At 44.6% G+C, this 21,670-nt stretch carries 22 protein-coding genes; 16 read left to right on the forward strand and 6 right to left on the reverse strand.

Going from position 1 to position 21,670, the window contains the following annotated elements:
• Positions 1-3 precede the first annotated feature (3 nt).
• From ctaD to SWP_RS21425, 3 genes are all read left to right on the forward strand, one after another.
• Positions 4-1,605, forward strand: coding sequence for a cytochrome c oxidase subunit I (gene ctaD, locus SWP_RS21415; protein ID WP_020914779.1), 1,602 nt, complete (start codon positions 4-6; stop codon positions 1,603-1,605).
• A gap of 2 nt (positions 1,606-1,607) precedes the next feature.
• The gene (locus SWP_RS21420; protein ID WP_020914780.1) at positions 1,608-2,177 is read left to right on the forward strand and encodes a cytochrome c oxidase assembly protein; all 570 of its coding nucleotides are present in this window, start codon (positions 1,608-1,610) and stop codon (positions 2,175-2,177) included.
• Positions 2,178-2,298: 121 nt separating this feature from the next.
• Positions 2,299-3,174, forward strand: coding sequence for a cytochrome c oxidase subunit 3 (locus SWP_RS21425; RefSeq protein ID WP_020914781.1), 876 nt, complete (start codon positions 2,299-2,301; stop codon positions 3,172-3,174).
• Between the two features lie 28 nt (positions 3,175-3,202).
• Here SWP_RS21425 and SWP_RS21430 read toward each other — a convergent pair whose 3' ends face one another.
• On the reverse strand, positions 3,203-3,421 hold the full coding sequence (locus tag SWP_RS21430; RefSeq protein ID WP_044556164.1) for a DUF2909 family protein: 219 nt from the start codon (positions 3,419-3,421) through the stop codon (positions 3,203-3,205).
• 98 nt (positions 3,422-3,519) lie between these two features.
• Between SWP_RS21430 and SWP_RS21435 the strand changes: the two genes are divergently transcribed.
• The 9 genes from SWP_RS21435 (at position 3,520) to SWP_RS21460 (ending at position 8,468) form a co-directional block, all read left to right on the forward strand.
• Positions 3,520-4,161, forward strand: coding sequence for an SURF1 family protein (locus SWP_RS21435; protein ID WP_338057145.1), 642 nt, complete (start codon positions 3,520-3,522; stop codon positions 4,159-4,161).
• 215 nt (positions 4,162-4,376) lie between these two features.
• Positions 4,377-4,922, forward strand: a complete 546-nt coding sequence (locus SWP_RS21440) for a hypothetical protein (protein WP_020914784.1) — start codon at positions 4,377-4,379, stop codon at positions 4,920-4,922.
• Positions 4,922-5,047: a hypothetical protein gene (locus SWP_RS24665; RefSeq protein WP_266197797.1), complete on the forward strand. Its 126-nt coding sequence runs from the start codon at positions 4,922-4,924 to the stop codon at positions 5,045-5,047. Before SWP_RS21440 ends, SWP_RS24665 begins: the two co-directional genes overlap by 1 nt.
• Positions 5,037-5,162 carry a hypothetical protein gene (locus tag SWP_RS24670; protein WP_020914786.1) on the forward strand — a complete coding sequence of 42 codons (126 nt, stop codon included), beginning with the start codon at positions 5,037-5,039 and terminating at the stop codon, positions 5,160-5,162. The genes SWP_RS24665 and SWP_RS24670 overlap by 11 nt, the downstream gene beginning before the upstream one ends.
• Entirely contained in the window at positions 5,152-5,277 is a 126-nt protein-coding gene (locus tag SWP_RS24675; protein ID WP_020914787.1) for a hypothetical protein, read from the forward strand. Before SWP_RS24670 ends, SWP_RS24675 begins: the two co-directional genes overlap by 11 nt.
• Entirely contained in the window at positions 5,267-6,250 is a 984-nt protein-coding gene (locus SWP_RS21445; RefSeq protein WP_020914788.1) for a COX15/CtaA family protein, read from the forward strand. The genes SWP_RS24675 and SWP_RS21445 overlap by 11 nt, the downstream gene beginning before the upstream one ends.
• Positions 6,251-6,334: 84 nt before the next feature.
• Positions 6,335-7,240: a heme o synthase gene (cyoE, locus tag SWP_RS21450; RefSeq protein ID WP_020914789.1), complete on the forward strand. Its 906-nt coding sequence runs from the start codon at positions 6,335-6,337 to the stop codon at positions 7,238-7,240.
• Between the two features lie 25 nt (positions 7,241-7,265).
• Positions 7,266-7,898: an SCO family protein gene (locus tag SWP_RS21455; RefSeq protein WP_020914790.1), complete on the forward strand. Its 633-nt coding sequence runs from the start codon at positions 7,266-7,268 to the stop codon at positions 7,896-7,898.
• A gap of 75 nt (positions 7,899-7,973) precedes the next feature.
• Complete coding sequence (locus SWP_RS21460; RefSeq protein ID WP_020914791.1) at positions 7,974-8,468, forward strand: hypothetical protein; 495 nt, start codon at positions 7,974-7,976, stop codon at positions 8,466-8,468.
• 431 nt (positions 8,469-8,899) lie between these two features.
• Here the strand turns inward: SWP_RS21460 and SWP_RS21465 are convergent, their stop codons facing one another.
• On the reverse strand, positions 8,900-9,946 hold the full coding sequence (locus tag SWP_RS21465; protein ID WP_020914792.1) for a polysaccharide deacetylase family protein: 1,047 nt from the start codon (positions 9,944-9,946) through the stop codon (positions 8,900-8,902).
• Between the two features lie 18 nt (positions 9,947-9,964).
• On the opposite strand from SWP_RS21465, the gene SWP_RS21470 reads away from it, so the two are divergent.
• Positions 9,965-11,296, forward strand: coding sequence for an MATE family efflux transporter (locus SWP_RS21470; RefSeq protein ID WP_020914793.1), 1,332 nt, complete (start codon positions 9,965-9,967; stop codon positions 11,294-11,296).
• Positions 11,297-11,350: 54 nt separating this feature from the next.
• Here the strand turns inward: SWP_RS21470 and nfuA are convergent, their stop codons facing one another.
• On the reverse strand, positions 11,351-11,929 hold the full coding sequence (gene nfuA / locus SWP_RS21475) for a Fe-S biogenesis protein NfuA (protein ID WP_020914794.1): 579 nt from the start codon (positions 11,927-11,929) through the stop codon (positions 11,351-11,353).
• 211 nt (positions 11,930-12,140) lie between these two features.
• Here nfuA and SWP_RS21480 point away from each other — a divergent pair, with 211 nt between their 5' ends.
• Positions 12,141-14,681, forward strand: coding sequence for a M14 family zinc carboxypeptidase (locus SWP_RS21480; protein WP_020914795.1), 2,541 nt, complete (start codon positions 12,141-12,143; stop codon positions 14,679-14,681).
• 14 nt (positions 14,682-14,695) lie between these two features.
• On the opposite strand, the gene SWP_RS21485 is transcribed toward SWP_RS21480, so the two are convergent.
• Positions 14,696-15,379 carry an amidophosphoribosyltransferase gene (locus SWP_RS21485; protein ID WP_020914796.1) on the reverse strand — a complete coding sequence of 228 codons (684 nt, stop codon included), beginning with the start codon at positions 15,377-15,379 and terminating at the stop codon, positions 14,696-14,698.
• 84 nt (positions 15,380-15,463) lie between these two features.
• Between SWP_RS21485 and bioH the strand changes: the two genes are divergently transcribed.
• Positions 15,464-16,249, forward strand: a complete 786-nt coding sequence (gene bioH / locus SWP_RS21490) for a pimeloyl-ACP methyl ester esterase BioH (protein ID WP_020914797.1) — start codon at positions 15,464-15,466, stop codon at positions 16,247-16,249.
• A 69-nt stretch (positions 16,250-16,318) separates the two neighbouring features.
• Positions 16,319-16,807, forward strand: a complete 489-nt coding sequence (locus SWP_RS21495; RefSeq protein WP_020914798.1) for a hypothetical protein — start codon at positions 16,319-16,321, stop codon at positions 16,805-16,807.
• A 2-nt stretch (positions 16,808-16,809) separates the two neighbouring features.
• On the opposite strand, the gene SWP_RS21500 is transcribed toward SWP_RS21495, so the two are convergent.
• Positions 16,810-18,684: an LTA synthase family protein gene (locus tag SWP_RS21500; protein WP_079892021.1), complete on the reverse strand. Its 1,875-nt coding sequence runs from the start codon at positions 18,682-18,684 to the stop codon at positions 16,810-16,812.
• 421 nt (positions 18,685-19,105) lie between these two features.
• The gene (locus SWP_RS21505) at positions 19,106-21,439 is read right to left on the reverse strand and encodes a Tex family protein (RefSeq protein WP_020914800.1); all 2,334 of its coding nucleotides are present in this window, start codon (positions 21,437-21,439) and stop codon (positions 19,106-19,108) included.
• Positions 21,440-21,670: the final 231 nt, after the last annotated feature.

A 21,670-nucleotide genomic window follows, 5' to 3' on the forward strand; every position in this document is an offset into this window, starting at 1 on the left:
AAAATGAGCACTATTACTCAAGATACACCTGCCGCTCAGGACGATCACCATGATGAACATCATGGGGCGCCGAAAGGCATTATGCGCTGGATATTAACCACTAACCACAAAGATATCGGCACGCTTTACCTATGGTTCAGTTTCATTATGTTCCTTACAGGTGGCGCAATGGCTATGGTTATTCGAGCTGAGCTATTTCAGCCCGGTTTACAACTCGTGGAGCCTAATTTTTTCAACCAGATGACCACAGTACACGGCTTAGTTATGGTCTTTGGGGCGGTGATGCCGGCTTTTACCGGCTTAGCTAACTGGCTGATCCCAATGATGATCGGTGCGCCAGATATGGCGCTACCGCGCATGAATAACTGGAGCTTTTGGATCCTACCGTTTGCATTTGCCATTCTGTTAAGTTCACTGTTTATGGAAGGCGGTGGACCTAACTTTGGTTGGACCTTCTATGCCCCACTATCAACGACTTATAGTCCTGACAGCACTGCTCTATTCGTTTTTTCAGTACATATCATGGGTATGAGTTCGATTATGGGCGCAATTAACGTTGTCGTAACCATCGTCAACATGCGTGCTCCAGGCATGACATGGATGAAATTGCCGCTGTTTGTTTGGACTTGGTTGATCACCGCATTCCTGCTAATAGCGGTGATGCCGGTATTAGCTGGAACCGTCACCATGGTACTAACCGATAAGTACTTCGCTACCAGCTTCTTCGATGCTGCTGGAGGCGGCGATCCAGTCATGTTCCAGCATATTTTCTGGTTCTTTGGCCACCCAGAAGTGTACATTATGATTTTGCCATCTTTCGGCATTATCTCAGCCATTGTTCCCGCTTTCAGCCGTAAACCTCTCTTTGGTTATGCCTCAATGGTGTATGCCACAGCCAGTATTGCGGTGCTGTCGTTCTTAGTTTGGGCGCATCACATGTTTACCACAGGGATGCCGGTGTTCGCCGAACTCTTCTTCATGTACTGCACTATGCTCATCGCTGTACCTACTGGAGTTAAGGTATTCAACTGGGTCGCTACCATGTGGCGCGGATCGATAAGTTTTGAAACACCAATGCTGTTTGCCGTGGCGTTTATCATTCTGTTCACCATTGGTGGATTCTCTGGTTTGATGTTGGCCATTACTCCTGCTGATTTCCAGTACCACGATACCTACTTTGTAGTGGCGCATTTCCACTATGTATTAGTCACTGGGGCGATATTTTCCATTATGGCTGCAGCGTATTACTGGCTACCTAAATGGACTGGCAACATGTATAGCGAGAGCTTAGGCCGCTGGCACTTCTGGTGCTCAGTTATCTCGGTAAACGTGTTGTTTTTCCCAATGCACTTCCTCGGGTTGGCAGGTATGCCTCGCCGAATACCTGATTACGCTATTCAGTTTGCAGACGTGAATCAGATTGTATCGATTGGTGGCTTCGCCTTTGGATTATCGCAGCTGATCTTTTTAGCGGTAGTGATCAAATGTATTCGCGGCGGTGAAAAAGCCCCAGCAAAACCATGGGATGGCGCAGAAGGATTGGAATGGACAATACCAAGCCCGGCACCTTACCACTCATTTACAACACCACCTGAGGTGAAATAAAGATGAGCCAGCCACAGAGCAGATCAAACCGAAAGTTAATTACCATGCTGCTTTTAGGCGCTGTGGGTATGTTTGGTTTCGGTTTTGCTCTCGTGCCGCTGTATGACGTGCTATGCGACACGCTAGGTATTAATGGCAAGACTCAAAGTACCGCCAGTGTTTATAAGCCCGTTACGGTAGATAAAAATAGAACTGTCACCATTGAGTTTGTTTCCCAAGTACAAAGCGATATGCCCTGGGAGTTCAAACCTCAAATGAACAGTATGCAAGTACACCCTGGAGAACTTATTCGCACTCACTTTGTTGCTAAGAATTTGTCTGCGAATCATATCGTAGGCCAAGCAATACCGTCGGTGTCTCCAGGGCAAGGGGCAGCTTATTTTAATAAAACAGAGTGCTTCTGTTTTAATCAGCAAGTATTAGCTGCAACAGCAACTGCCGATCTACCGCTTATCTTTTATGTGGACCCAGAATTACCGGACTCCATCTCTACCTTGACCCTCTCTTATACCCTCTACAATATTACCGACAAGAGCTATGCCGGTAGCGTAGAGCAAGGAGCTGCAAGATGACATTTATTGAACAACAGTTTCATTATTTTCCCTTAAGAAACGGTAGGCCAAATACACAGTTAATTTCAACTTTTTTCCACTCGACTACTCTTTACTCAATAGCCGAGAAAGGAGGTTTAAAATGACGACCAAGCACGAACCCTATTATGTACCAGCGCAAAGTGCCTGGCCGATTATCGGCGCCATCGGGTTGTTTCTTATCGCATTTGGTGCAGGTAGCTTTGTATCTGAGCTGAATAGCGAAGGCGGCATCGGCGGTTATATATTATTAGCCGGAATAGCTGTGATTATTTTTATGATCTTCGGTTGGTTTAGAACGGTTATTGCAGAATCAATGGCTGGTCTCTATTCAGAACAGATGGATCGATCATTTAGACAAGGGATGAGCTGGTTTATCTTCTCTGAAGTGATGTTTTTCGCTGCATTTTTCGGTGCGCTATTTTACGCTAGAATGATTGCAATCCCTTGGCTTGGCGGTGCATCCAATAATGCCATGACCCACGAAGTGCTTTGGCCTACGTTTGAAGCGGTATGGCCACTAGTCACAACACCTGATGGTACCACGACCGAAGCGATGGGCTGGACAGGTTTGCCGCTATACAACACCCTTATTCTACTAACATCATCAGTGACACTGCATTTTGCCCATGTAGGGCTGGAAAAAAACAAACGTCAGGCACTAACGGCCTGGTTAGCATTAACCATCGTGTTAGGTATTGGCTTTTTATTCTTGCAAGCTGAAGAGTATATCCATGCCTATCAAGAGATGGGGCTAACGCTTGAATCTGGCGTTTACGGTAACACCTTCTTTCTACTCACAGGGTTTCACGGCATGCACGTGACATTAGGAACGGTGTTTCTCATAGTGTTATTTTTCAGGGTACTGAAAGGACATTTCACCCCTGAACATCACTTTGCGTTCCAAGCGGGTAGCTGGTATTGGCACTTTGTAGATGTAGTGTGGCTATGCCTATTTATATTTGTCTATGTACTTTAATTTCAAATAGATAACGGTTTTCGATTGACTAATAGGGTCTGGGGTTCGGCGCAATAATCCCAGTTCCTAAAGCCACTAGCAGTAACATAACCACCAGCACAGAAAAGAGTACTCGTCGGCCTAAATATTGGCTCATGGGTACACTCTTTTCACCTTTAACCATCACAAATAGGGCTCTCGCTAAATTAACCAATATGAACAGCAGTAGTAGTACTAAAACCAGCTTAAAAACAAATAGCATATTCATCAAATCTCCAAAAATTGGGGCTTTAGGCATTTGGTTGTTTATCGTACTTTCTACTTTGATGGTGTTTACAATTTTGGTCAAGCTTGGTTTTTGGCAGCTTGAACGGGCGGAGCAGAAACAGCAATGGGCAAGCAGCGCTTAGCCAACGACAAAACGCTAGCGTACTGAGCTATGAACAACTACTCGCTAAACTTGGCGATGACAATCTAACAGGCTATAAACTAAGTACTCAGGTAGCGCCCATTTTGCAGCAAGTATTTCTACTAGATAACCAAACCGTTAACGGTAGAGTTGGCTATTTAGCCTATCAAGCTTTTGAAGTTTCACCAGATAAACCATGGTTATTAGTTGAGTTAGGCTTTGAGGCTGGAAGCGTTGATCGCTCAATATTGCCTAACGTTGCAGCGTTAACGAGTCCCTTACAGTTAAGTGGACGCGTCTACCAAAAACAGATGAACCCAATGAGTTCAGAGCTCATGGCTGAAACAGGCTCACCTATACGGATCCAAAATTTAAACATAGAGCAACTTGCACAGTTAATTAAGAAACCACTCGCGCCAGTCGTGCTGCAACCCAACAATATTCCCGATGACAGCCGTGTTCATCCATGGCAACCGATTCCACTATCTTCACAAAAGCATCAAGGATATGCAGTGCAGTGGTTCAGTATGGCTGGAGTATTTGGAGTCATTATGTTGTTTTTGTTTTTTCGCAAATTAAAACAACAACATAATCAATAAAAATTAAAAGTTTACTTGGCTATTGCTAAGCCTGAATAGACCATGTAGGTTAGAAAATATGCATCCTAGCCGTTCCGGGATGTACTGATATTAAGTTGTTCACGATTGCCGTCGTTTTGCTTATTACCTTTGCAGTATTGGTAATGCATGCTGACACTCCCCAACGAGGCGGTGCAGCCACAAAGGTAACGTGAAACTCATACAGAGGAGATGGAATGAACTCCCCCAAAAAGAACGGCAAGAAAACACTGTTATTACTGCTCTTGGCTTTTGCGGTACCTGTTATCGCCGCCAAATTGATTTTGAGTTTTGGGCTATACAATGGCGGAGCGACCAACAAAGGCCAGCTGCTTGATGTGGGTATCAATTACCAAAGTCTAGATATGACAAACCCTCAACCTAGAGAGTGGCAACTGCTGTATCAACTGCCAGCGATTTGCGACACAACTTGTCTAGATAGACTCTATATTTTACAGCAAAGCCATATCGCAATGGGTCGAAATCAAGACCGCGTTCATACCATCATAATGCTTGATGAAAACAGTGACAGTTCAGCACTAAAATCATTCGATTTTATGACTGCAACTCCAACAACTGCACTGACTCAGCTACTCAAAGATCAAGCCTTCGTCGTCGTCGACCCTCTTGGGAGTATGGTCATGAGTTACCCTATCACCAACAGTCATCAAGCTCAGATCATGCAGGGAAAGGCGATTGTGGCTGACTTAAGAAAGATGCTTAAGCTTTCAAGGATCGGCTAATGGATATAAAGCCACTTCTTAAAGTCACTTTGGCTTTTACGCTGTGCGTTATTATGCATCGATTGGCTTATACCCGCTTCTTTATGGCAGATAACCAAAGCATGGGAGGACTTAATGGATATTAAACCTCTACTTAAAGTGACTTTAGTTTTTACGCTGTGCGTTATTATGTATCGATTGGCTTATACCCGCTTCTTTATGGCAGATAACCAAAGCATGGGAGGACTTAATGGATATTAAACCTCTACTTAAAGTGACTTTGGTTTTTACGCTGTGCGTTATTATGCATCGATTGGCTTATACCCGCTTCTTTATGGCAGATAACCAAAGCATGGGAGGACTTAATGGATATTAAACCTCTACTTAAAGTGACTTTGGTTTTTACGCTGTGCGTTATTATGATGGGCGCATACACTCGTCTTTCTGATGCTGGTCTTGGCTGCCCTGATTGGCCTGGATGTTATGGCATGATTAAGGTTCCAAGTGCGAGCCATGAACTTACAGCAGCAAAAGATGCCTTTCCAGACCACACTGTAGAATCAGAAAAAGCTTGGCTTGAAATGATCCATCGGTATATTGCCGGCACCTTAGGATTAATGGTGCTAGTCATTTTGATCATGAGCTTACGTAAAGCCGATGCTCCCAAAAAACTACCGCTGTTTATTGCTGCATTAATCGTGTTTCAAGCCGCATTGGGGATGTGGACCGTCACCATGAAACTAATGCCGATTGTGGTAATGTCACACCTTATCGGCGGCTTCGCGCTGTTCTCCTTGCTCTTACTGCTCTACCTTCGAAGCAAACCATTACGCATTCCTGGTGGTGACGCTCCCGCGAGGAAACTATCAGCATTTGCCTTAATCTGTATTGGCGTGCTGTTACTACAGATTATCTTAGGCGGCTGGACCTCATCTAATTACGCCGCTTTGGCTTGTACATCACTGCCAATATGCGAAGGCAATTGGGTCGATAATCTCAACTTCAGTGCCGCTTTTTCACCATTTCAAGGGGATCACCCCAGTTATGAGTTTGGCGTTTTAGATTACTCAGCTCGAATGACCATCCATGTCGCCCATCGTATTGGCGCCATTATCACTGCGGCGATGCTGCTTTGGTTGGCATTCAAGCTCATCACTAAAGCGCATTCAACCACTATACGTAATGCAGCTTGGTTATTAGCAGGGTTAGTAGTGCTACAGGTCATTCTTGGCATTAGCAATGTCGTGTTACACCTACCTTTGGGGATAGCGGTATCTCATAACGCTGGGGCGGCACTACTGCTGCTGACATTGGTATTTATTAATTACGCCTTATGGCGAAAAGCGTAACCACATGCTGCGATAAACAAATACAACTAAGCAGAGTTCAGCCTATTTAAGAGTGTGCTATTTGCACAAAACGAGGTGTAAGCCATGGAAAAACAAATAACTATACCCAGAAGCGCAGCAACACCGCTGTTCCAGTGGCGCGCCTATTACGAAATGACCAAGCCCAAAGTCGTCGCTTTAATGCTTTTAACCGTGCTGGTAGGCATGTGCCTAGCCGTGCCAGGAACAGTGCCACTGCAACCTCTTATCGCGGGAATGACAGGCATTGGGATGATGGCAGGCGCAGCTGCGGCATTTAATCACCTTATCGATCGCCGCATTGACGGCTTAATGGCAAGAACCTATAACCGCCCATTGCCCAAAGGTAAAGTATCAATAACCAAAGCACTGGTCTTCTCTTTCGGCCTTGGGATACTGGGTTTTGTTATTCTTTATGCCTTGGTCAATCCATTAACTGCGTGGCTCACTTTTGCCAGTCTCATCGGCTATGCCGTGGTTTACACCGCCTACTTAAAGCGTGCAACGCCACAAAACATCGTTGTTGGTGGGCTTGCTGGTGCGATGCCGCCACTGCTGGGTTGGACTTCGGTAACCGGCGAGTTTCATGGCAACGCATTATTGTTGGTGATTATTATTTTTGCTTGGACCCCCCCGCATTTTTGGGCGCTAGCTATTCACCGTAAAGCTGAGTACGCCAAAGTCGATATTCCCATGCTACCCGTCACCCATGGTGTTGAATTTACTAAAACCTGTATTTTTCTTTACACCATCTTACTGGCCATCGCTTGTTTACTACCGGTACTGGTTGGCATGTGCGGCCCAGTGTATTTGGTCAGCTCGACGTTATTAAGCGCTGGCTTTATCTATAAAGCCTGGCAGCTTAAGTTTCATGAAACGCCAGGTCTTGCGATGAACGTATTTAAGTTCTCTATCTACCACCTGATGCTGCTATTTATGGCGCTCTTGGTTGACCATTATTTATGGGTCTAATACTGGCTTAAGGAGAGAAACGATAATGAAGTTGTCATGGATAATAGCGGCGATTATTCTCGCCTCAGCAGGTGCTTGGGCGGCAATACAATTTAGCCAGCCAAAAGAGCTGCAATTGCAGACTAGTTTTGAGTTTCCCACTCCCCAAGCCATTGCTCCATTTTCTTTGACAGATCAGCATGGAAAAGCGTTTACTAATGATGACTTATCTGGAAAGTGGAGCCTGTTTTTTATCGGCTATACCTCCTGCCCAGATGTTTGCCCTACCACTATGGGAAAACTTACAGCTGCCTACCCGTCACTATCAGAGCATGCTGACTTACAAGTAATCTTCCTATCGGTTGATCCTCAGCGAGACTCTACAGATACACTTTTAAATTACGCTAACTTCTTCAACCCTGAATTTGTCGCGGTAACGGCTGAACATAAACAGCTATACCCGATAACTCGCAGCCTAGGTTTTGTGTATGCGATGGTGGGAGATGGAGAAGACTACCAAGTCGATCACAGTGCTTCATTTGCACTGGTTTCCCCTAATGGTGAGAAAGTGGCTGTTATCAAACCTAAATCAGACACTCCAGGTAAGTTGCCACAAATTAAGAATAGTGCACTTATTCATGACGTACATGCGTTGATTGCTAAGTATGAAAAAGGCTAAACTAATCATTGCCATACTTAGTAATATGTTGCACCTTAATACGTCCTCTATGGTTACTTTATAAATAGAACGTCTATGTTTGACCCTGCGGTAGAAATGGAAAAAGTCAAAGTTGGAATCACAGCTCCAATCATAAGCTCAAAGAATTATTTTGCCGACGTCGAGCATTACATACCTATCGACACCTTGACTGAGAAAGCGCTCTTAGCTAAACAACTCGACCAGCTGCTAGTGCATGGTGCCTCTACGGCGAAATCACAACTGATTGATAAGGCTTGTACAGTTCAAAACTGCGTGGTTGCGGAAATAGATTCCCTCTCAAGTGGCTCAGAAGTCATCTACAATGTAATGCTTAACTTAAAAGCAAAGTTAGATTCTAACGAAATGCCTAATAATTTAGACGTCGTAGATCTGCGACACCTTGTCTCCACCACTTCGCAGCTTATTGGATTTGATAGCCATGAAAAGCTGTTTAGTTACTTGCAGTCGGTAACAGGCGCAAACCTTCTAGGCTGTATCTTTTTGGCCCATGGCGACATCAGCTTAGAGATGTATACCCATCCCACTTGAAAATGCTCGTTTCAGAGGTGTTGCGCTAGTTCAATTCTAGGCGCGTTAACGTGGAAATGGTTATTCCATTTAAAGTTGCCGCAACAACGAAGTGGGCTTGCACAACCCCTTCTTCGATGGGTTTTAATTGGTTTTACTCTGTGTTATTGATTTTACCAAGGGAGAGACCATTAGCTGCAATCAATGCCTTGACTAAAGCCCATTAAACTCCCACTGAATCCTGCATTTTCAGGTCGGATGGGTATACACTAAGTTTAATGACAAAATATCTGGCCAACTACCGTCATCAGCTATCTTTATATCAAGTTATTATTTGCAGGCCGCGCAGAATGTACCGCCATTGTAGCGGTACAATCAAACAAGGATTAACTAACGGACCATGATGACAAATGTGCTTGGCCTCTATGGCCATGCATTATTTGAATATCCAGCTATTCTGCTATCCACTCACCATTATCTCTGGCTCTAACCCATGGTTGCGAAAACCAGTAGTAACCACCTTGATGCTTGCTCGGTGCCGTGCAGTTATAGCGCGAACGCCCCGCAGGAAGATCAAGTTCTGCACGAATGGTAAATTCATCAGCACTGATCCAATTAGGCTTTTTGGCACCCTGACCTTGGATAAAGCACATCAGCTGTGAGGCATTGATGTCAGACATATCCAGCTTCACTTTGATCTCAGGTCGCCATTGACCAAACTGCAGCTGTGGATCGCTATTCGTCTGCTCAATCACTGGCATATTAAGGCTATGTAACTTGACCTTTAAACTATCTAGATCGGCGTAAGCCCCTGCAACCGGGAATCTTGGTAATGCCGTTAAAGGAGAGTGTGGTCCAGCGGCACCCGATTGCTGACCAAAAGCCACAAAGCCATGCTTAGTCAACATATTTTCGATCTGTTGATTGTATTCACCGTAGGGGTAGGCCAACATTTTATGGTTTTGGCCCGTCGCTTTAGCAATCTCCGTTTCAGTGCGCAAAATATTGCCTTCGATACGTGCTAGCCATTGCTGCTCAGTTTCCCCCTTCTCCATACGAATAAGGTGCTCATGCCCCCAAGTATGATTGGCAATTTCAGCTCCCTCTTCAGATAACGTGATCAATTGTTGCCAGCTCATCATCTCACCATACTTCTTTTGTATTGGCTCCACTGAGACAAAAAGCGTGTAGGGAAATTTGTATTGCTTTAAGATAGGATGCGCTGTATTTGCGATACTTCGATATCCATCATCAAAGGTAATTGCAATCGTTTTGGCTGGTAGATGCTGCTTAGCCTTTACCGATGCTACGACTGTAGACAGCGGTACAACATTGAAGTTGTTTTCAGCCAAATATTGCATCTGCTCTTTAAATTGTTCAGGCGTGACACTGGTGATAGCAGGCGTATCATCGGATACATGATGATATTGCAAAATCACCGCTGCTTGCGCTGAAAAACACGTCAGCGCGAGCAGCGCGAGTAACACGTTTTTAACCATAAATATTAGACCTCTAAAATGATTGCCATACTGTTAAACCAACAAAAAAACCGACAGCTTCTTGCACTGGCGTTGCCAATGATCCTGTCGAATATTACTGTGCCGCTACTTGGCCTCGTCGACACTGCCGTCGTTGGCCACCTCAGTAATGCCTATTATTTAGGCGGCGTGGCTGTTGGGTCAACGATTATAACCTTAATTATATGGTTACTTGGTTTTTTACGCATGGCAACCACTGGATTAGTCGCTCAAGCCTACGGTGCAAATGACACCCAACAACAATATCGCTTACTTGTTCAAGCTGGAAGTCTAGCACTGTTGTTTGGTCTTACTGCTGTATTATTACAACTACCAATCGTTAATCTAGCCATGGCAATGTCCGATGCCAGTGTTGAAGTTGAGCGCTATTGCCGCGAATATTTTCAAGTACGGATCTGGTCAACCCCATTCGCACTAATGAACTTGGTCATGCTTGGTTGGTTACTCGGTCGGCAACAGCCTAAAGCGGCAATGTGGCAATTAATTGTAGCTAATCTCGTCAATATTGTTTTAGATGTACTGTTTGTTATCGGGCTAGATTGGGGCGTTCGTGGCGCGGCACTGGCATCTGTATTTGCAGATATGGCAGGCTTTGCGGTTGCGTTAACACTAGTGAGACGTCAACTTAATCGTTTAGGCGATTTTCAACTGATGACGATTTGCAAACAACTAACACTGCAAAGTTACCGTCAACTTATTAGCCTCAATACAGATATTTTCATCCGCAGCTTATGCTTGCAGCTTTCCTTTGCCTTTATGACTTTTTACGGTGCTAGCCTAGGAGATAATACTGTTGCAGCCAATGCGGTACTGCTTAATCTACTACTGCTGATCTCTTACGCACTTGATGGTATTGCATATTATGCTGAAGCTGAAGTGGGTAGAGCTTACGGCCGCAAAGACAGTTGCTTGATGAAAGAGTCAGTGATCTTAGCCTGGGCTTGGTCAGCAGTTGCCGCCATCACCTTTACGCTTTTTTTTGCAGTAGCCGGTAGCAATATTATTAGTGCCCTCACTAGTATTGTAGAGGTGCAACAGGTCGCTAATGACTATCTTATCTGGGTAATATTCTTGCCACTACTGGCTTTTGGCTCTTATCTGTTTGACGGAGTTTATATTGGCGCGGCGCAAGGCAAAGTCATGCGCAACAGTATGATTATTGCCACCTTCGGGGTGTTCTTCCCTACTTGGTATCTACTGCAGGGACTGGGCAACCATGCTTTATGGGCAGCAATGAGTGCATTCATGCTGGCTCGCAGCCTTACGTTGTCTGCTCATTACTCGCTGAGGCTAAGAAAGGTGCTAGATTAAAAAGAGATAAAAAAACGCGACCTCAGGGCCGCGTTTTCTCTACTGATTCACTACTTACTGGTAAGAGTGATCACCATGTTGGTGCTCAGTTACGTCTTTAACGCCAGTCAATTCACCAGGGAACATATCAAGCAGCTGCTTTTCGATTCCATCTTTGAGTGTCACATCAACCATAGAGCAACCATTACAACCGCCACCAAACTGCAATACGGCGATGCCATCTTCAGTAATTTCTACCAACATGATGTTACCACCATGGCTTGCTAGCTGTGGGTTGATCTCTGACTGAATAACATACTCTATACGCTCAACCAATGGCGCATCACCAGACACTTTGCGCATCTTAGCATTTGGGGCTTTAAGCGTTAGCTGTGAACCTAACTGGTCAGTGACAAAATCGATAGTAGCTTCTTCAAGAAAAGGAGCACTCTTCTCGTCAACCATGGCATTAAAGCCATTAAACTCAAGTTCGGTGTCATCTGCTTCAACAGCATCTGGTGGACAGTAAGAAACACCACACTCAGCCTGCGCTGTGCCAGGGCTGATAACAAAGACTCGAATGTGAGTTCCTTCAGGCTGATCTGATAACAAATTAACAAAATGCGCCTGAGCGGTTTCGGAAATGGTAATCATGAAAACATAGCTCCGTCAGGGATAAACCTGAGTGTTTTAGTAAGAATTAGCCCTATAATACTCTTACTGCGCCACGCTTTGTAGCCCTTAATGCTCGCACAAAGTGAATTAACGCAGTTCTGATCACATTTTTTTATCTCTACTTGCTGTGGTTTTGTCACTGCTGAGCTGGTAATTTAAGCGTAATACTATAAATATAATGAACATTTCGATGCTGAAAACTGCTGTTACCTTTATATTCGTTTTTTTGATATTGCTCTCTGTTTCCGCTGAGGCAAAAAAGACCCGACTGACTGATAATCCCCTTTATGGAGTGACCACCACCAGTCCTGAAGAGTTTCTTGGCTACCCGCTTGGGCAGCATCTACTGCGTCATGATCAAGTCAACTACTACCTAAAAGAGATAGCACAGCAGAACCCAAGAGTATCGTTAGAAAATACTGGCATCAGCCATGAAGGACGTCAGCAGCTTACAGCAGTCATTACCTCAGCCAATAATCAACAACAACTAGATGAAATACTAAAACAACGTCAGCAAGTTAAGTATCTTGGCGAACAGTCAGGCCCAATTGTTATTTGGCTGGCCTATTCAATACATGGCGATGAGGCCAGTGGTGCCCATGCAGCACTAAAACTGAGCCACATGCTGGCAACCAGTGAAGACAAATGGGTTACTAATCTACTGGAAAATGCAGTAGTACTTATCACCCCAAGCCAAAATCCTGATGGCATGGATAGGTTTTCAACTTGGGCCAATGGTTATGCAGGCAAAGTCGCGGTCAGCGATCCAAACCACAAAGAACATAAACAAGGCTGGCCAAGCGGCAGAAGTAACCATTATTTAGCAGACTTAAATAGAGACTGGTTGTTTCTCAGACACCCCGAGTCTCAAGGAAGAGTTGCACTCTTTCACCGCTGGCAGCCGCATTACGTCGGTGATTTTCACGAGATGGGTCACAACCAAACTTACTTTTTCCAGCCTGGTGTGCCTGAGCGCACTCACCCACTAACACCAGCAGCAAATCAAAAATTGACGGTGAAGCTAGCAGCATATCACCAAGCTGCACTAGATGATAAAAAACAGAGCTATTTTAGCCAGCAACTTTTTGATGACTTTTTTTACGGCAAAGGCTCGACCTATCCCGATATCAATGGTGCAATTGGCGTGTTGTTTGAACAAGCTAGTGCCCGCGGTCAGCAGCAGGATTCAAGTAATGGTATGGTTCGTTTTGATGAAGCAATAGATAATCAGTACGCGACCTCTATTTCAAGCTTAAAAGGTGCATTAGCCCTCAAGTCGGAGCTGCAAGATTACCAAGCTGAGTTCTTCAGCAATAAGCATCAAAAACCGAAGAAAAAGAAACCTCGTCAATCTGGACGTTTAATCTCTACAGCCAATGATAATCAACGTATTAAGCAGCTAACGGCACTGTTATCACAGCACCAAATTGAGTATTACTATCTGACCAATCCACTCACTCAAGGCGGTGGATCATTTGATGTAGACAGTAGTATTTTTGTACCAGACCAGCAAGCCCAAAGTTCATTATTAACAGCGCTATTTGATAATAGAACGGAATTTAACGATCCGACTTTTTATGACGTCTCGACTTGGAATTTACAGCACGCTTTAAACTTAACCATACGGCAAAATGTAAAGCTAGAGCTAAGCGTATTGAGCCAGACAGCACCAAAGTTTAAACAGTCTAAATGGTCACCTAAAGCCGTCGCTCTGCTAATTGATTGGCGCCAAAACCAAGCTGCACCCGCATTGCAGCAGCTGCTTAATCAAGGTGTCATGGTCAAATTTGCTGCCAAGCCGTTTACGATAAAAAGCAATAATCGCCAATTAGACTTCCCTGCTGGTACCTTGCAAATACCTTTGAAACAAGATGGCCACTCTGCCAGTGAACTGAATAAAATGCTACTTAAACTCAGCCAACAGATGCAACTGGAAATTACCGCTGCAAACTCCAGCAGTTCAGTTAATGGCATCGACTTAGGCAGCCCAGATTTTAAAGTTGTCCGCCCACTCAAGCCGCTCATTATTAGCGGAAAAGGGACTTCTATACCCGAAGTTGGTCAGATTTGGTATTACTTGGACTCACAACTTAAAGTACCAACAACGTTAGTCGACATTAACGATTTAAACGCAATCAAACTCAGCAGCTATAGCCATATTATTCTTGCTGGCGGCAGTTACACTAGCCTAGATGATAAATTCGCTCGAAAGCTAGGTCCGTTTACCGCCGATGGTGGTGTAGTGATCGCACAAAAAGGCGCATTGAGTTGGCTCAATAAAGCCAACTTTCTCAAGACTAGCCTCAGGGGCGAACGTTTTTATAAGCAGCTCTTTAATGGTGCAGGTCTTACATTCGATAAGAAATCCTCCTTTAGTGCCAGGCAAGAGATTGGTGGCGCTATTGTTGAGTTAAAGCTGGATAAAAGCCATCCAATGAACTTTGGCATTACCGGCAATCGTTTAGCGGTAATGAAAAACAAAGCACTCGGTTTTGCGCAAGCAAGCAATGACTTCAGTGTCGCAGCAAGCTACTCCTCACAGCCACTATTAAGCGGTTATATGGCGCAGGAGTATCAGAGTAGTTTTGCGAGTTCACCGGCGATTGTCGTTGAGTCTAGAGGTAAAGGCGCGGTCGTAGCATTAACTGATAACCTATTGTTTAGGAATATCTGGCTCGGCTCAGAAAAACTTTACGCCAATGCACTCTACTTTATTCCGGCGCTTCATTAGCCGTTGCCACTGTTTTAATTGAGCCCAGGCGCCTCAGCTCTTGCGAGGCACCAGACTTGCGCATCGATATATTGCTTAGATAACAGCTTGGAGATTTCTGAAACTGTAGTGCCAGTAGTGACGACATCATCAACGATGGCGACTCGCTGCTGGCTAATATCAGCGATTAAAGCAAAGGCATTAAGCAGGTTTTTTCGGCGCAGAGTGCCCGATAGTCCAGCCTGAGACAAAGTGTTCGCTTGCCTAATAATGACATCATCAAGTAACGGCAGTTGTAACTTTTTTGACAGTGTTTTTGCAATCAACCAAGCTTGGTTAAAACCTCGCTTTCTTAGTCGCTTAGGATGTAATGGCACAGCGATAATTGCTTGCGGCATTTTTATAAAGCCTTGCTTAACTAAAAAATGTAACCGACAAATAAGCGTATCCACCATCACCTCAATGACCGCAAACTGAGCCTGATATTTTATCTGCCCCACCCAATGTCCTAGACCATCATGATAGCGACAAGCCGCGATCACCTTTAAATGACAGCTCTGCTGACACCTACCACAGTATTCGGCCAGCAAAAGCATCTCCTTACCGCAGCCTAAGCAAACAGGAACATGATAGATAGAGGCGTTTAAACAAACAGTACAAATACCAGTTTGATTCGATAAAATCTGTTGATGGCACATTAGGCAGCGATTGGGTAACATAGCCGCGAGCCATCGCTGTATGGCTGGTTGAGTAATAATGAAATTCCTTTTTCATATTTTAAATCAAATTGACAGGATCGAAACGTGAGTCAAACTAAGTTACATGTTAAATCTGTCGGTCAAGGTATCGATGTTGTGATGCTGCATGGCTGGGGTGTGAATAGCGCCGTATTTAACGCTTTGCCTGACATGTTACCTGAGTATAGGTTTCACTTTGTCGATCTGCCTGGTTTTGGTGATAGCCCAGTCATTAACGGTGAAATAGACGACTGGCTTGCGGCGATCATTGACAGCGTGCCGCAACCAGCTATTTGGATCGGTTGGTCACTAGGAGGGTTAATTGCCTCATTAGCTGCAATTAAGTACCCACAGTATGTCAGCCGCTTATGTACGATTGCCTCATCTCCCTGTTTTATGGCACGTGAAGAGGAGTCTTGGCCGGGGATCCCTTCTAGCGTTCTGGCGCAGTTTGCTAGCCAGTTGCAGCAAGATCTCAATAAGACCATCGAACGTTTTCTTGCCATTCAAGCTATGGGCAGCCAAACCGCCAAAGGCGATATTAAACAGCTACGAGAGTGGGTATTAGCCAAGCCTCAGGCGCAATTTCCAGCACTGCAACAGGGCTTGTCGATGCTAGCTAACGTCGATATCAGAGAACAAACTACCAATATAAAGCAACCCTGGCTGAGGCTGTGGGGCAAGCTTGACGGACTGGTTCCTCGCAAAGTAATACAACTGATGCCAGTGATGGAAAATACTCAAGACACCATGCTGGCAAAAGCATCTCATGCACCATTTATCAGCCACACTGAAGAATTTGTTACCAAGCTGGAAGAGTGGCTTAAAAGCACAACTTATCAACACACTTAAGAGCAAAACAGCTTTATTATTAGGTCGACATTGGTTAACATTTAACCATGACTTGAAATGGAATTGTCTATGCTGGTTGTTACCAATTATCCTAATGTGCCAATCTCTACCTCTAACGTAGCGACTGATTCTGCGCGCACGGATAATCAACAGCGTCCACCAGTATTACCTCCACCACAAGCCAATAAAGGTCATGAAGAGCGAGCCTTTAACCCACAACATGAACGTACCGCTGAGCAAGCTCAAGCGCAGGCGAAACTGCGTGGTTCAGTACAGGATAAACAGCAAGGTGGTTCGCAACAAGACCAGTCTCAGCAAGAGCAGCAAAAGCGTCCGCCAGCACTCGATTTAAAGCAGTTATTTAGCTACCGTTCGCCGCTAAAACGCAGTGATATCAAACTTCCCAATCAGCCACAAGAGAAACAAGAAACGGCAGAAAGTAAACATTTACCAAATGAAACACTACAGTTCTACCGCGCCTTTGGTGCACATATAGAGGCATTTTATCAAACTCGGGCTCAGCCAAAATCTGAGCCCGATATGCTGACGACTGTATAAGATTACAACTTCTTATCGCTATACAATCCATGCTGGTAAGCCATACTGCCCCATAGCGCCCACCCCAAAGCCGTTTCTTTCATCTCATCGGGTTGAGTTTTAGGATGAAGCTTTTCAGCATCCACATCGTAAACAAAGCCTGCTGCTGGCTTTTCAGGGCGCAAAATCACCACGTCGTCACCACGAAGGTAAGCCATGTTTTTGTTGTACTGCATTAATGCACGTCCAGGCCAATCATCAGGAGTCTTAGTCAAATCACGCCCTAACATCGGATAGTTGTCACTTACGCCCATCAAAGATAGCAGAGTCGGTCCCAAGTCTATCTGACTCGTGACACGGGTATCCAGCTTAGGCTCTATGCCCTCTCCCAAAATAAGACCCGGTATACGGAATCTAGAAATAGGCACCAATTCTGCGCCACCAACTCGGCTATCATGGTCTGCCACAACAACAAAAATAGTGTCTTTCCAGTAATCTGATTGTTTGGCTTTTTTGAAAAACTCTCCCACGGCATAATCGGCATATTTGACCGCATTATTCACTGTTTGCTTTGGTTGCTCATACAGTTCAATTCTGCCATCTGGAAACTCAAATGGATCGTGGTTACTCGAGCTAAAGACTAAACTGAAGAAGGGTTGTCCCTCTTTATGCAGTCGTTCAAATTCATCGTTAGCGCGATACATTAAGTCTTCATCAGATGCGCCCCAAGAACCAACAAAATTGGGATTGCTGTAGTCCGATTCATCAACAATATCACTAAAGCCATTACCTAAGAAAAAGCTGCGCATATTGTCGAAATGACTTTCACCGCCATAAATAAACTGATTGCGGTAACCATGTTCCTTTAACAATGAAGCTAAGGTAAAGAAACCAGTTTGGCTACGTCCTAGCTTGACCACTGAGCGAGCTGGAGTAGGTGTAAAACCTGTCACTACCGCCTCAATACCACGAACAGAACGAGTTCCGGTGGCATACATACGTTCAAATGACCACGCCTCTTTCGATAGCTCATCAATGTTAGGTGTTAATGGTAAACCACCTAAACTACCGACAAATCGAGCACCAAGGCTTTCTTGCAGAATAATGACCAAGTTTTTCGGCTTACCTTGATAGCTTGCAGTGTTGCTAGAGATACTCGGGTAATCATTAGACAAGAAATCAGAGAGCGGTCTACCGCTTTCACGTCGAATAATATTAACCACTTCATCTTTAGGCATTTTGCCGTATATCTTGGCAGCATCGGCTTCATTGCCCATTTGCTTTATAGCAAACACCAAAGAGTAAGCAGAGTTAGTCACTAATGAGTTGACTAGAGGGTCACTCGAAAAAGCAACAAGTGAAGGGTTAAGTGGACGATGTCCCAGACTTGAACGCGCACCTAAAAGCGCGATACCTATCACTAACACGCCCAATACTGGACGCCAATACCAACGAGGATATGTTTGCTTTTGGTTTATTAGGTAACCACTCAGTTTCCAACCACCAAAAATCACAGCACCACTAATGAGCGCAGATAAGATCAATTCAAACTTTCTACCCGCCCAAAGCATTGAAAACACTTCTTTAGGGTAAATCAAGTATTCGACATATAACCTATTAGGTCTAACACCATATTCGGCAATAAATGAAGGTGTTGATATTTCAAGGAAGACTAAAGTGAGTAAGCCAAGCGTCAGCCAAACACGTAATATTTTGTTCCAGAGCTGACCAACCAAATGCTCGCCAGAAAAAATAGCGGTACCGAGTGCCGCGGCGCCCCAAAGCCAACACATAGTCGCAAAATCGACGCGTAAGCCCTGTAGCAATAAATGTGACCAACCCGCAGCAATATCTACACGATCAAACTGCCAAATCGCCAACCCTAGTCGACTGAGCATAATGATCACTAACGAGATAGCGGCAAAGATTATAATTGGGCGAAACGGCCCTAAAGTATGTGAACGAGTCAAAATGGTAATCCTAATTTATTTTGTTAACGCTTTCTATGAAGCGTTTTCCAATTAGTTCTGACCTCCATGTCGCCAATAAGTTTCAATTTTAAAGCGGGATATAACATATCCTTTACTAGGTTATATTCAAGCTATTTAAACGTTATCGCTCAGTTACAGGCATTTTAACTAACATAGCGCACATTTTTGCCCCCATTAACCTATAAGATTTGCTCGCTCAGCGAGAGTCTAGCGGTTTTGGGAAGTGAGTAGAGAGCATAGTGAAACTCGAAGAGCTGATATAAATTGAGCACAAAAAAGCCCCAACAGAGATCACACCTGTTGAGGCTTATAACTGATAATTTGTGGGTTACTTTTTCAGTTTGGCAAACGCATCAGCAAAAGCATTACCCATCGCTGCGTTGGCAGGTTGCTTTGGCTTAGCTTTGTTATGAGACTGTGGTTTCGCCCCTTTATGCTTAGCTGCATTATTTGAAGGACGCGGCGCTGTTTTTGGTGCCTCGCCTGCTTTATCAGTCAAGCGCATGCTCAGGCCAATACGACGCCTTTCAGCGTCTACTTCCATCACTTTTACTTTGACTATATCGCCGGCTTTAACCACTTTGTGCGGATCATCGATAAACTTGTCTGTCATCGAGGATATATGCACTAATCCATCTTGATGTACGCCCACATCAACAAAGGCGCCAAAATTAGTCACATTGGTGACCACACCTTCTAAGATCATGTCAGGCTTAAGGTCGTTGATCTGCTCAACCCCCTCTTTAAAGGTCGCCGTTTTAAATTCACCACGTGGATCACGTCCTGGCTTATCAAGCTCCGCCAAAATGTCGGTTACAGTTGGCAGACCAAAATCACTAGTGATAAAGTCTTTAGCATCGATGCTGGTTAACAGCTCGCTATTACCGACTAAGCTGGCAACTGATTGTTGCTTTGCACTAGCGATAGTTTCAACCAATGAATAGGCTTCAGGGTGGACAGATGATGCATCTAATGGGTTTTCCGCATCGCTGATCCGCAAGAATCCTGCTGCTTGCTCATATGCTTTTGGCCCTAAACGCGCAACCTTAAGCAATGATTTACGATTGGTAAATCGGCCCTGTTCATCACGGTGAGCCACAATATTTCGCGCCAAGGTTTTATTAAGCCCTGCCACTTGCGCCAACAGTGCAGCCGATGCCATATTCACATCAACTCCCACACCATTCACACAATCTTCAACCACAGCTTCAAGCGAAGTAGAAAGCATGCTTTGGCTAACATCATGTTGATACTGACCAACACCAATCGCTTTAGGTTCAATTTTGACTAACTCTGCCAATGGATCTTGTAAACGGCGCGCAATGGATACTGCACCGCGAATAGAAACATCAATATCAGGAAACTCTTCAGAGGCCAGTTCAGAAGCGGAATACACAGATGCGCCCGCCTCACTCACCATCACTTTGGTCAAGCTTGGCAGCTCCGTTTTAACCATAGTGATCAATTCAGCGGCTAACTTGTCTGTTTCACGCGATGCCGTGCCATTACCAACCGCAATAAGTTCAACTTTGTGCATTTTAGCCAAATTAGCCAAGGTTCTAACAGACTTATCCCATTGCTTTTGTGGAGCATGAGGGAAGATAGTGGTGTGTGCCACTAGCTTGCCAGTGTTATTTACAATGGCCACTTTGACGCCGCTTCGCAGCCCAGGGTCTAACCCCAATGTGGCTTTAGCACCCGCAGGAGCCGCCATCAGCAGGTCGCCTAAGTTACGCGCAAATACATTAATCGCTTCGCCTTCTGCATCATCTCGCATACGGCCAAAAAACTCAGTTTCCATCTGTAGTGCGATTTTGACTCGCCAAGTAGCGCTCACTACCGTCTTTAACCATTGATCAACCACACTGTCTTTTAGACCCAGTTTGAAGTGCTCAGCAATAATCACTTCACAGTAGCTAGCTTGTTTCGCTTCGTTGGTAGGATCAGCATTGATACTTAAGCTCAACATACCTTCATTACGGCCGCGCAACATAGCGAGAGCACGATGTGATGGCACCTTAGTTAGCTTTTCTGAGTGCTCAAAGTAATCTCTAAACTTGGCACCCTCTTTCTCTTTACCTTTAGCCATGCGGCTTTCAAGCACTGCATTTTGCTTAACGTGGGTACGGATCTTTTGCAGTAACTCAGCATCTTCGGCAAAACGCTCCATTAAGATAAAACGTGCACCGTCTAATACTGATTTGCTATCGGTAAAACCTGCATCAGCATTAATAAACTCCGCCGCTTTTACTTCGCAATCGGCACCGCGATTAGCAAGTAAGAAATCTGCTAATGGTTCTATCCCCGCTTCAATAGCTATCAAGCCTTTGGTGCGACGTTTAGGCTTATAAGGCAGGTAGAGATCTTCTAAGCGGGTTTTACTATCTGCGGCATTTATTGCAGCTTTCAGCTCAGGAGTTAACTTACTCTGGGCTTCAATGCTCGATAAAATTACGTTACGACGCTCATTGAGATCACGTAAGTAACCAAGACGACTGTTCAATGTACGCAGCTGCGCATCATCAAGTCCACACGTTGCTTCTTTACGGTAGCGAGCAATAAACGGAACGGTCGCACCGTCATCCAATAACGTAATCGTATCGTTAACTTGCTGAAGACGGACGTTTAATTCTTCAGCAATAAGCTGTGCAATGTTTTGCATATATAAAGTAATGCCAAATAGATAATATTGCGCTCAAGATACCACAGCTAAGCAGCAATTTTAATGTCGTCACCCGCGGTTTTGACGCTGAAAAATGGAATTTGCTAATTTAATTGATTTAAAATAGTCCTTAAGTAACAGCACACTGTCATTGATTCATGAAAAATAGTAGTAATAAACACTGTATCCATGGTTAAACTTGACCATTACTCTTGCTGCTTAGTTTCTATT

The organism is Shewanella piezotolerans WP3 (genome assembly GCF_000014885.1).
Classification (GTDB): domain Bacteria; phylum Pseudomonadota; class Gammaproteobacteria; order Enterobacterales; family Shewanellaceae; genus Shewanella; species Shewanella piezotolerans.

Coding starts and splice junctions, on each gene's coding strand:
- SWP_RS21465 (WP_020914792.1), bottom strand. CDS start 9,946: ATGGTTAAAAACGTGTTACTCGCGCTGCTCGCGCTGACGTGTTTTTCA.
- SWP_RS21430 (WP_044556164.1), bottom strand. CDS start 3,421: ATGAATATGCTATTTGTTTTTAAGCTGGTTTTAGTACTACTACTGCTG.
- SWP_RS21460 (WP_020914791.1), top strand. CDS start 7,974: ATGTTTGACCCTGCGGTAGAAATGGAAAAAGTCAAAGTTGGAATCACA.
- ctaD (WP_020914779.1), top strand. CDS start 4: ATGAGCACTATTACTCAAGATACACCTGCCGCTCAGGACGATCACCAT.
- SWP_RS21505 (WP_020914800.1), bottom strand. CDS start 21,439: ATGCAAAACATTGCACAGCTTATTGCTGAAGAATTAAACGTCCGTCTT.
- nfuA (WP_020914794.1), bottom strand. CDS start 11,929: ATGATTACCATTTCCGAAACCGCTCAGGCGCATTTTGTTAATTTGTTA.
- SWP_RS24670 (WP_020914786.1), top strand. CDS start 5,037: ATGGATATTAAACCTCTACTTAAAGTGACTTTAGTTTTTACGCTGTGC.
- SWP_RS21420 (WP_020914780.1), top strand. CDS start 1,608: ATGAGCCAGCCACAGAGCAGATCAAACCGAAAGTTAATTACCATGCTG.
- cyoE (WP_020914789.1), top strand. CDS start 6,335: ATGGAAAAACAAATAACTATACCCAGAAGCGCAGCAACACCGCTGTTC.
- SWP_RS21485 (WP_020914796.1), bottom strand. CDS start 15,379: ATGTTACCCAATCGCTGCCTAATGTGCCATCAACAGATTTTATCGAAT.
- SWP_RS21470 (WP_020914793.1), top strand. CDS start 9,965: ATGATTGCCATACTGTTAAACCAACAAAAAAACCGACAGCTTCTTGCA.
- SWP_RS24665 (WP_266197797.1), top strand. CDS start 4,922: ATGGATATAAAGCCACTTCTTAAAGTCACTTTGGCTTTTACGCTGTGC.
- SWP_RS21480 (WP_020914795.1), top strand. CDS start 12,141: ATGCTGAAAACTGCTGTTACCTTTATATTCGTTTTTTTGATATTGCTC.
- SWP_RS21425 (WP_020914781.1), top strand. CDS start 2,299: ATGACGACCAAGCACGAACCCTATTATGTACCAGCGCAAAGTGCCTGG.
- SWP_RS21445 (WP_020914788.1), top strand. CDS start 5,267: ATGGATATTAAACCTCTACTTAAAGTGACTTTGGTTTTTACGCTGTGC.
- SWP_RS21440 (WP_020914784.1), top strand. CDS start 4,377: ATGAACTCCCCCAAAAAGAACGGCAAGAAAACACTGTTATTACTGCTC.
- SWP_RS21495 (WP_020914798.1), top strand. CDS start 16,319: ATGCTGGTTGTTACCAATTATCCTAATGTGCCAATCTCTACCTCTAAC.
- SWP_RS21500 (WP_079892021.1), bottom strand. CDS start 18,684: ATGCTCAGTCGACTAGGGTTGGCGATTTGGCAGTTTGATCGTGTAGAT.
- SWP_RS21455 (WP_020914790.1), top strand. CDS start 7,266: ATGAAGTTGTCATGGATAATAGCGGCGATTATTCTCGCCTCAGCAGGT.
- SWP_RS24675 (WP_020914787.1), top strand. CDS start 5,152: ATGGATATTAAACCTCTACTTAAAGTGACTTTGGTTTTTACGCTGTGC.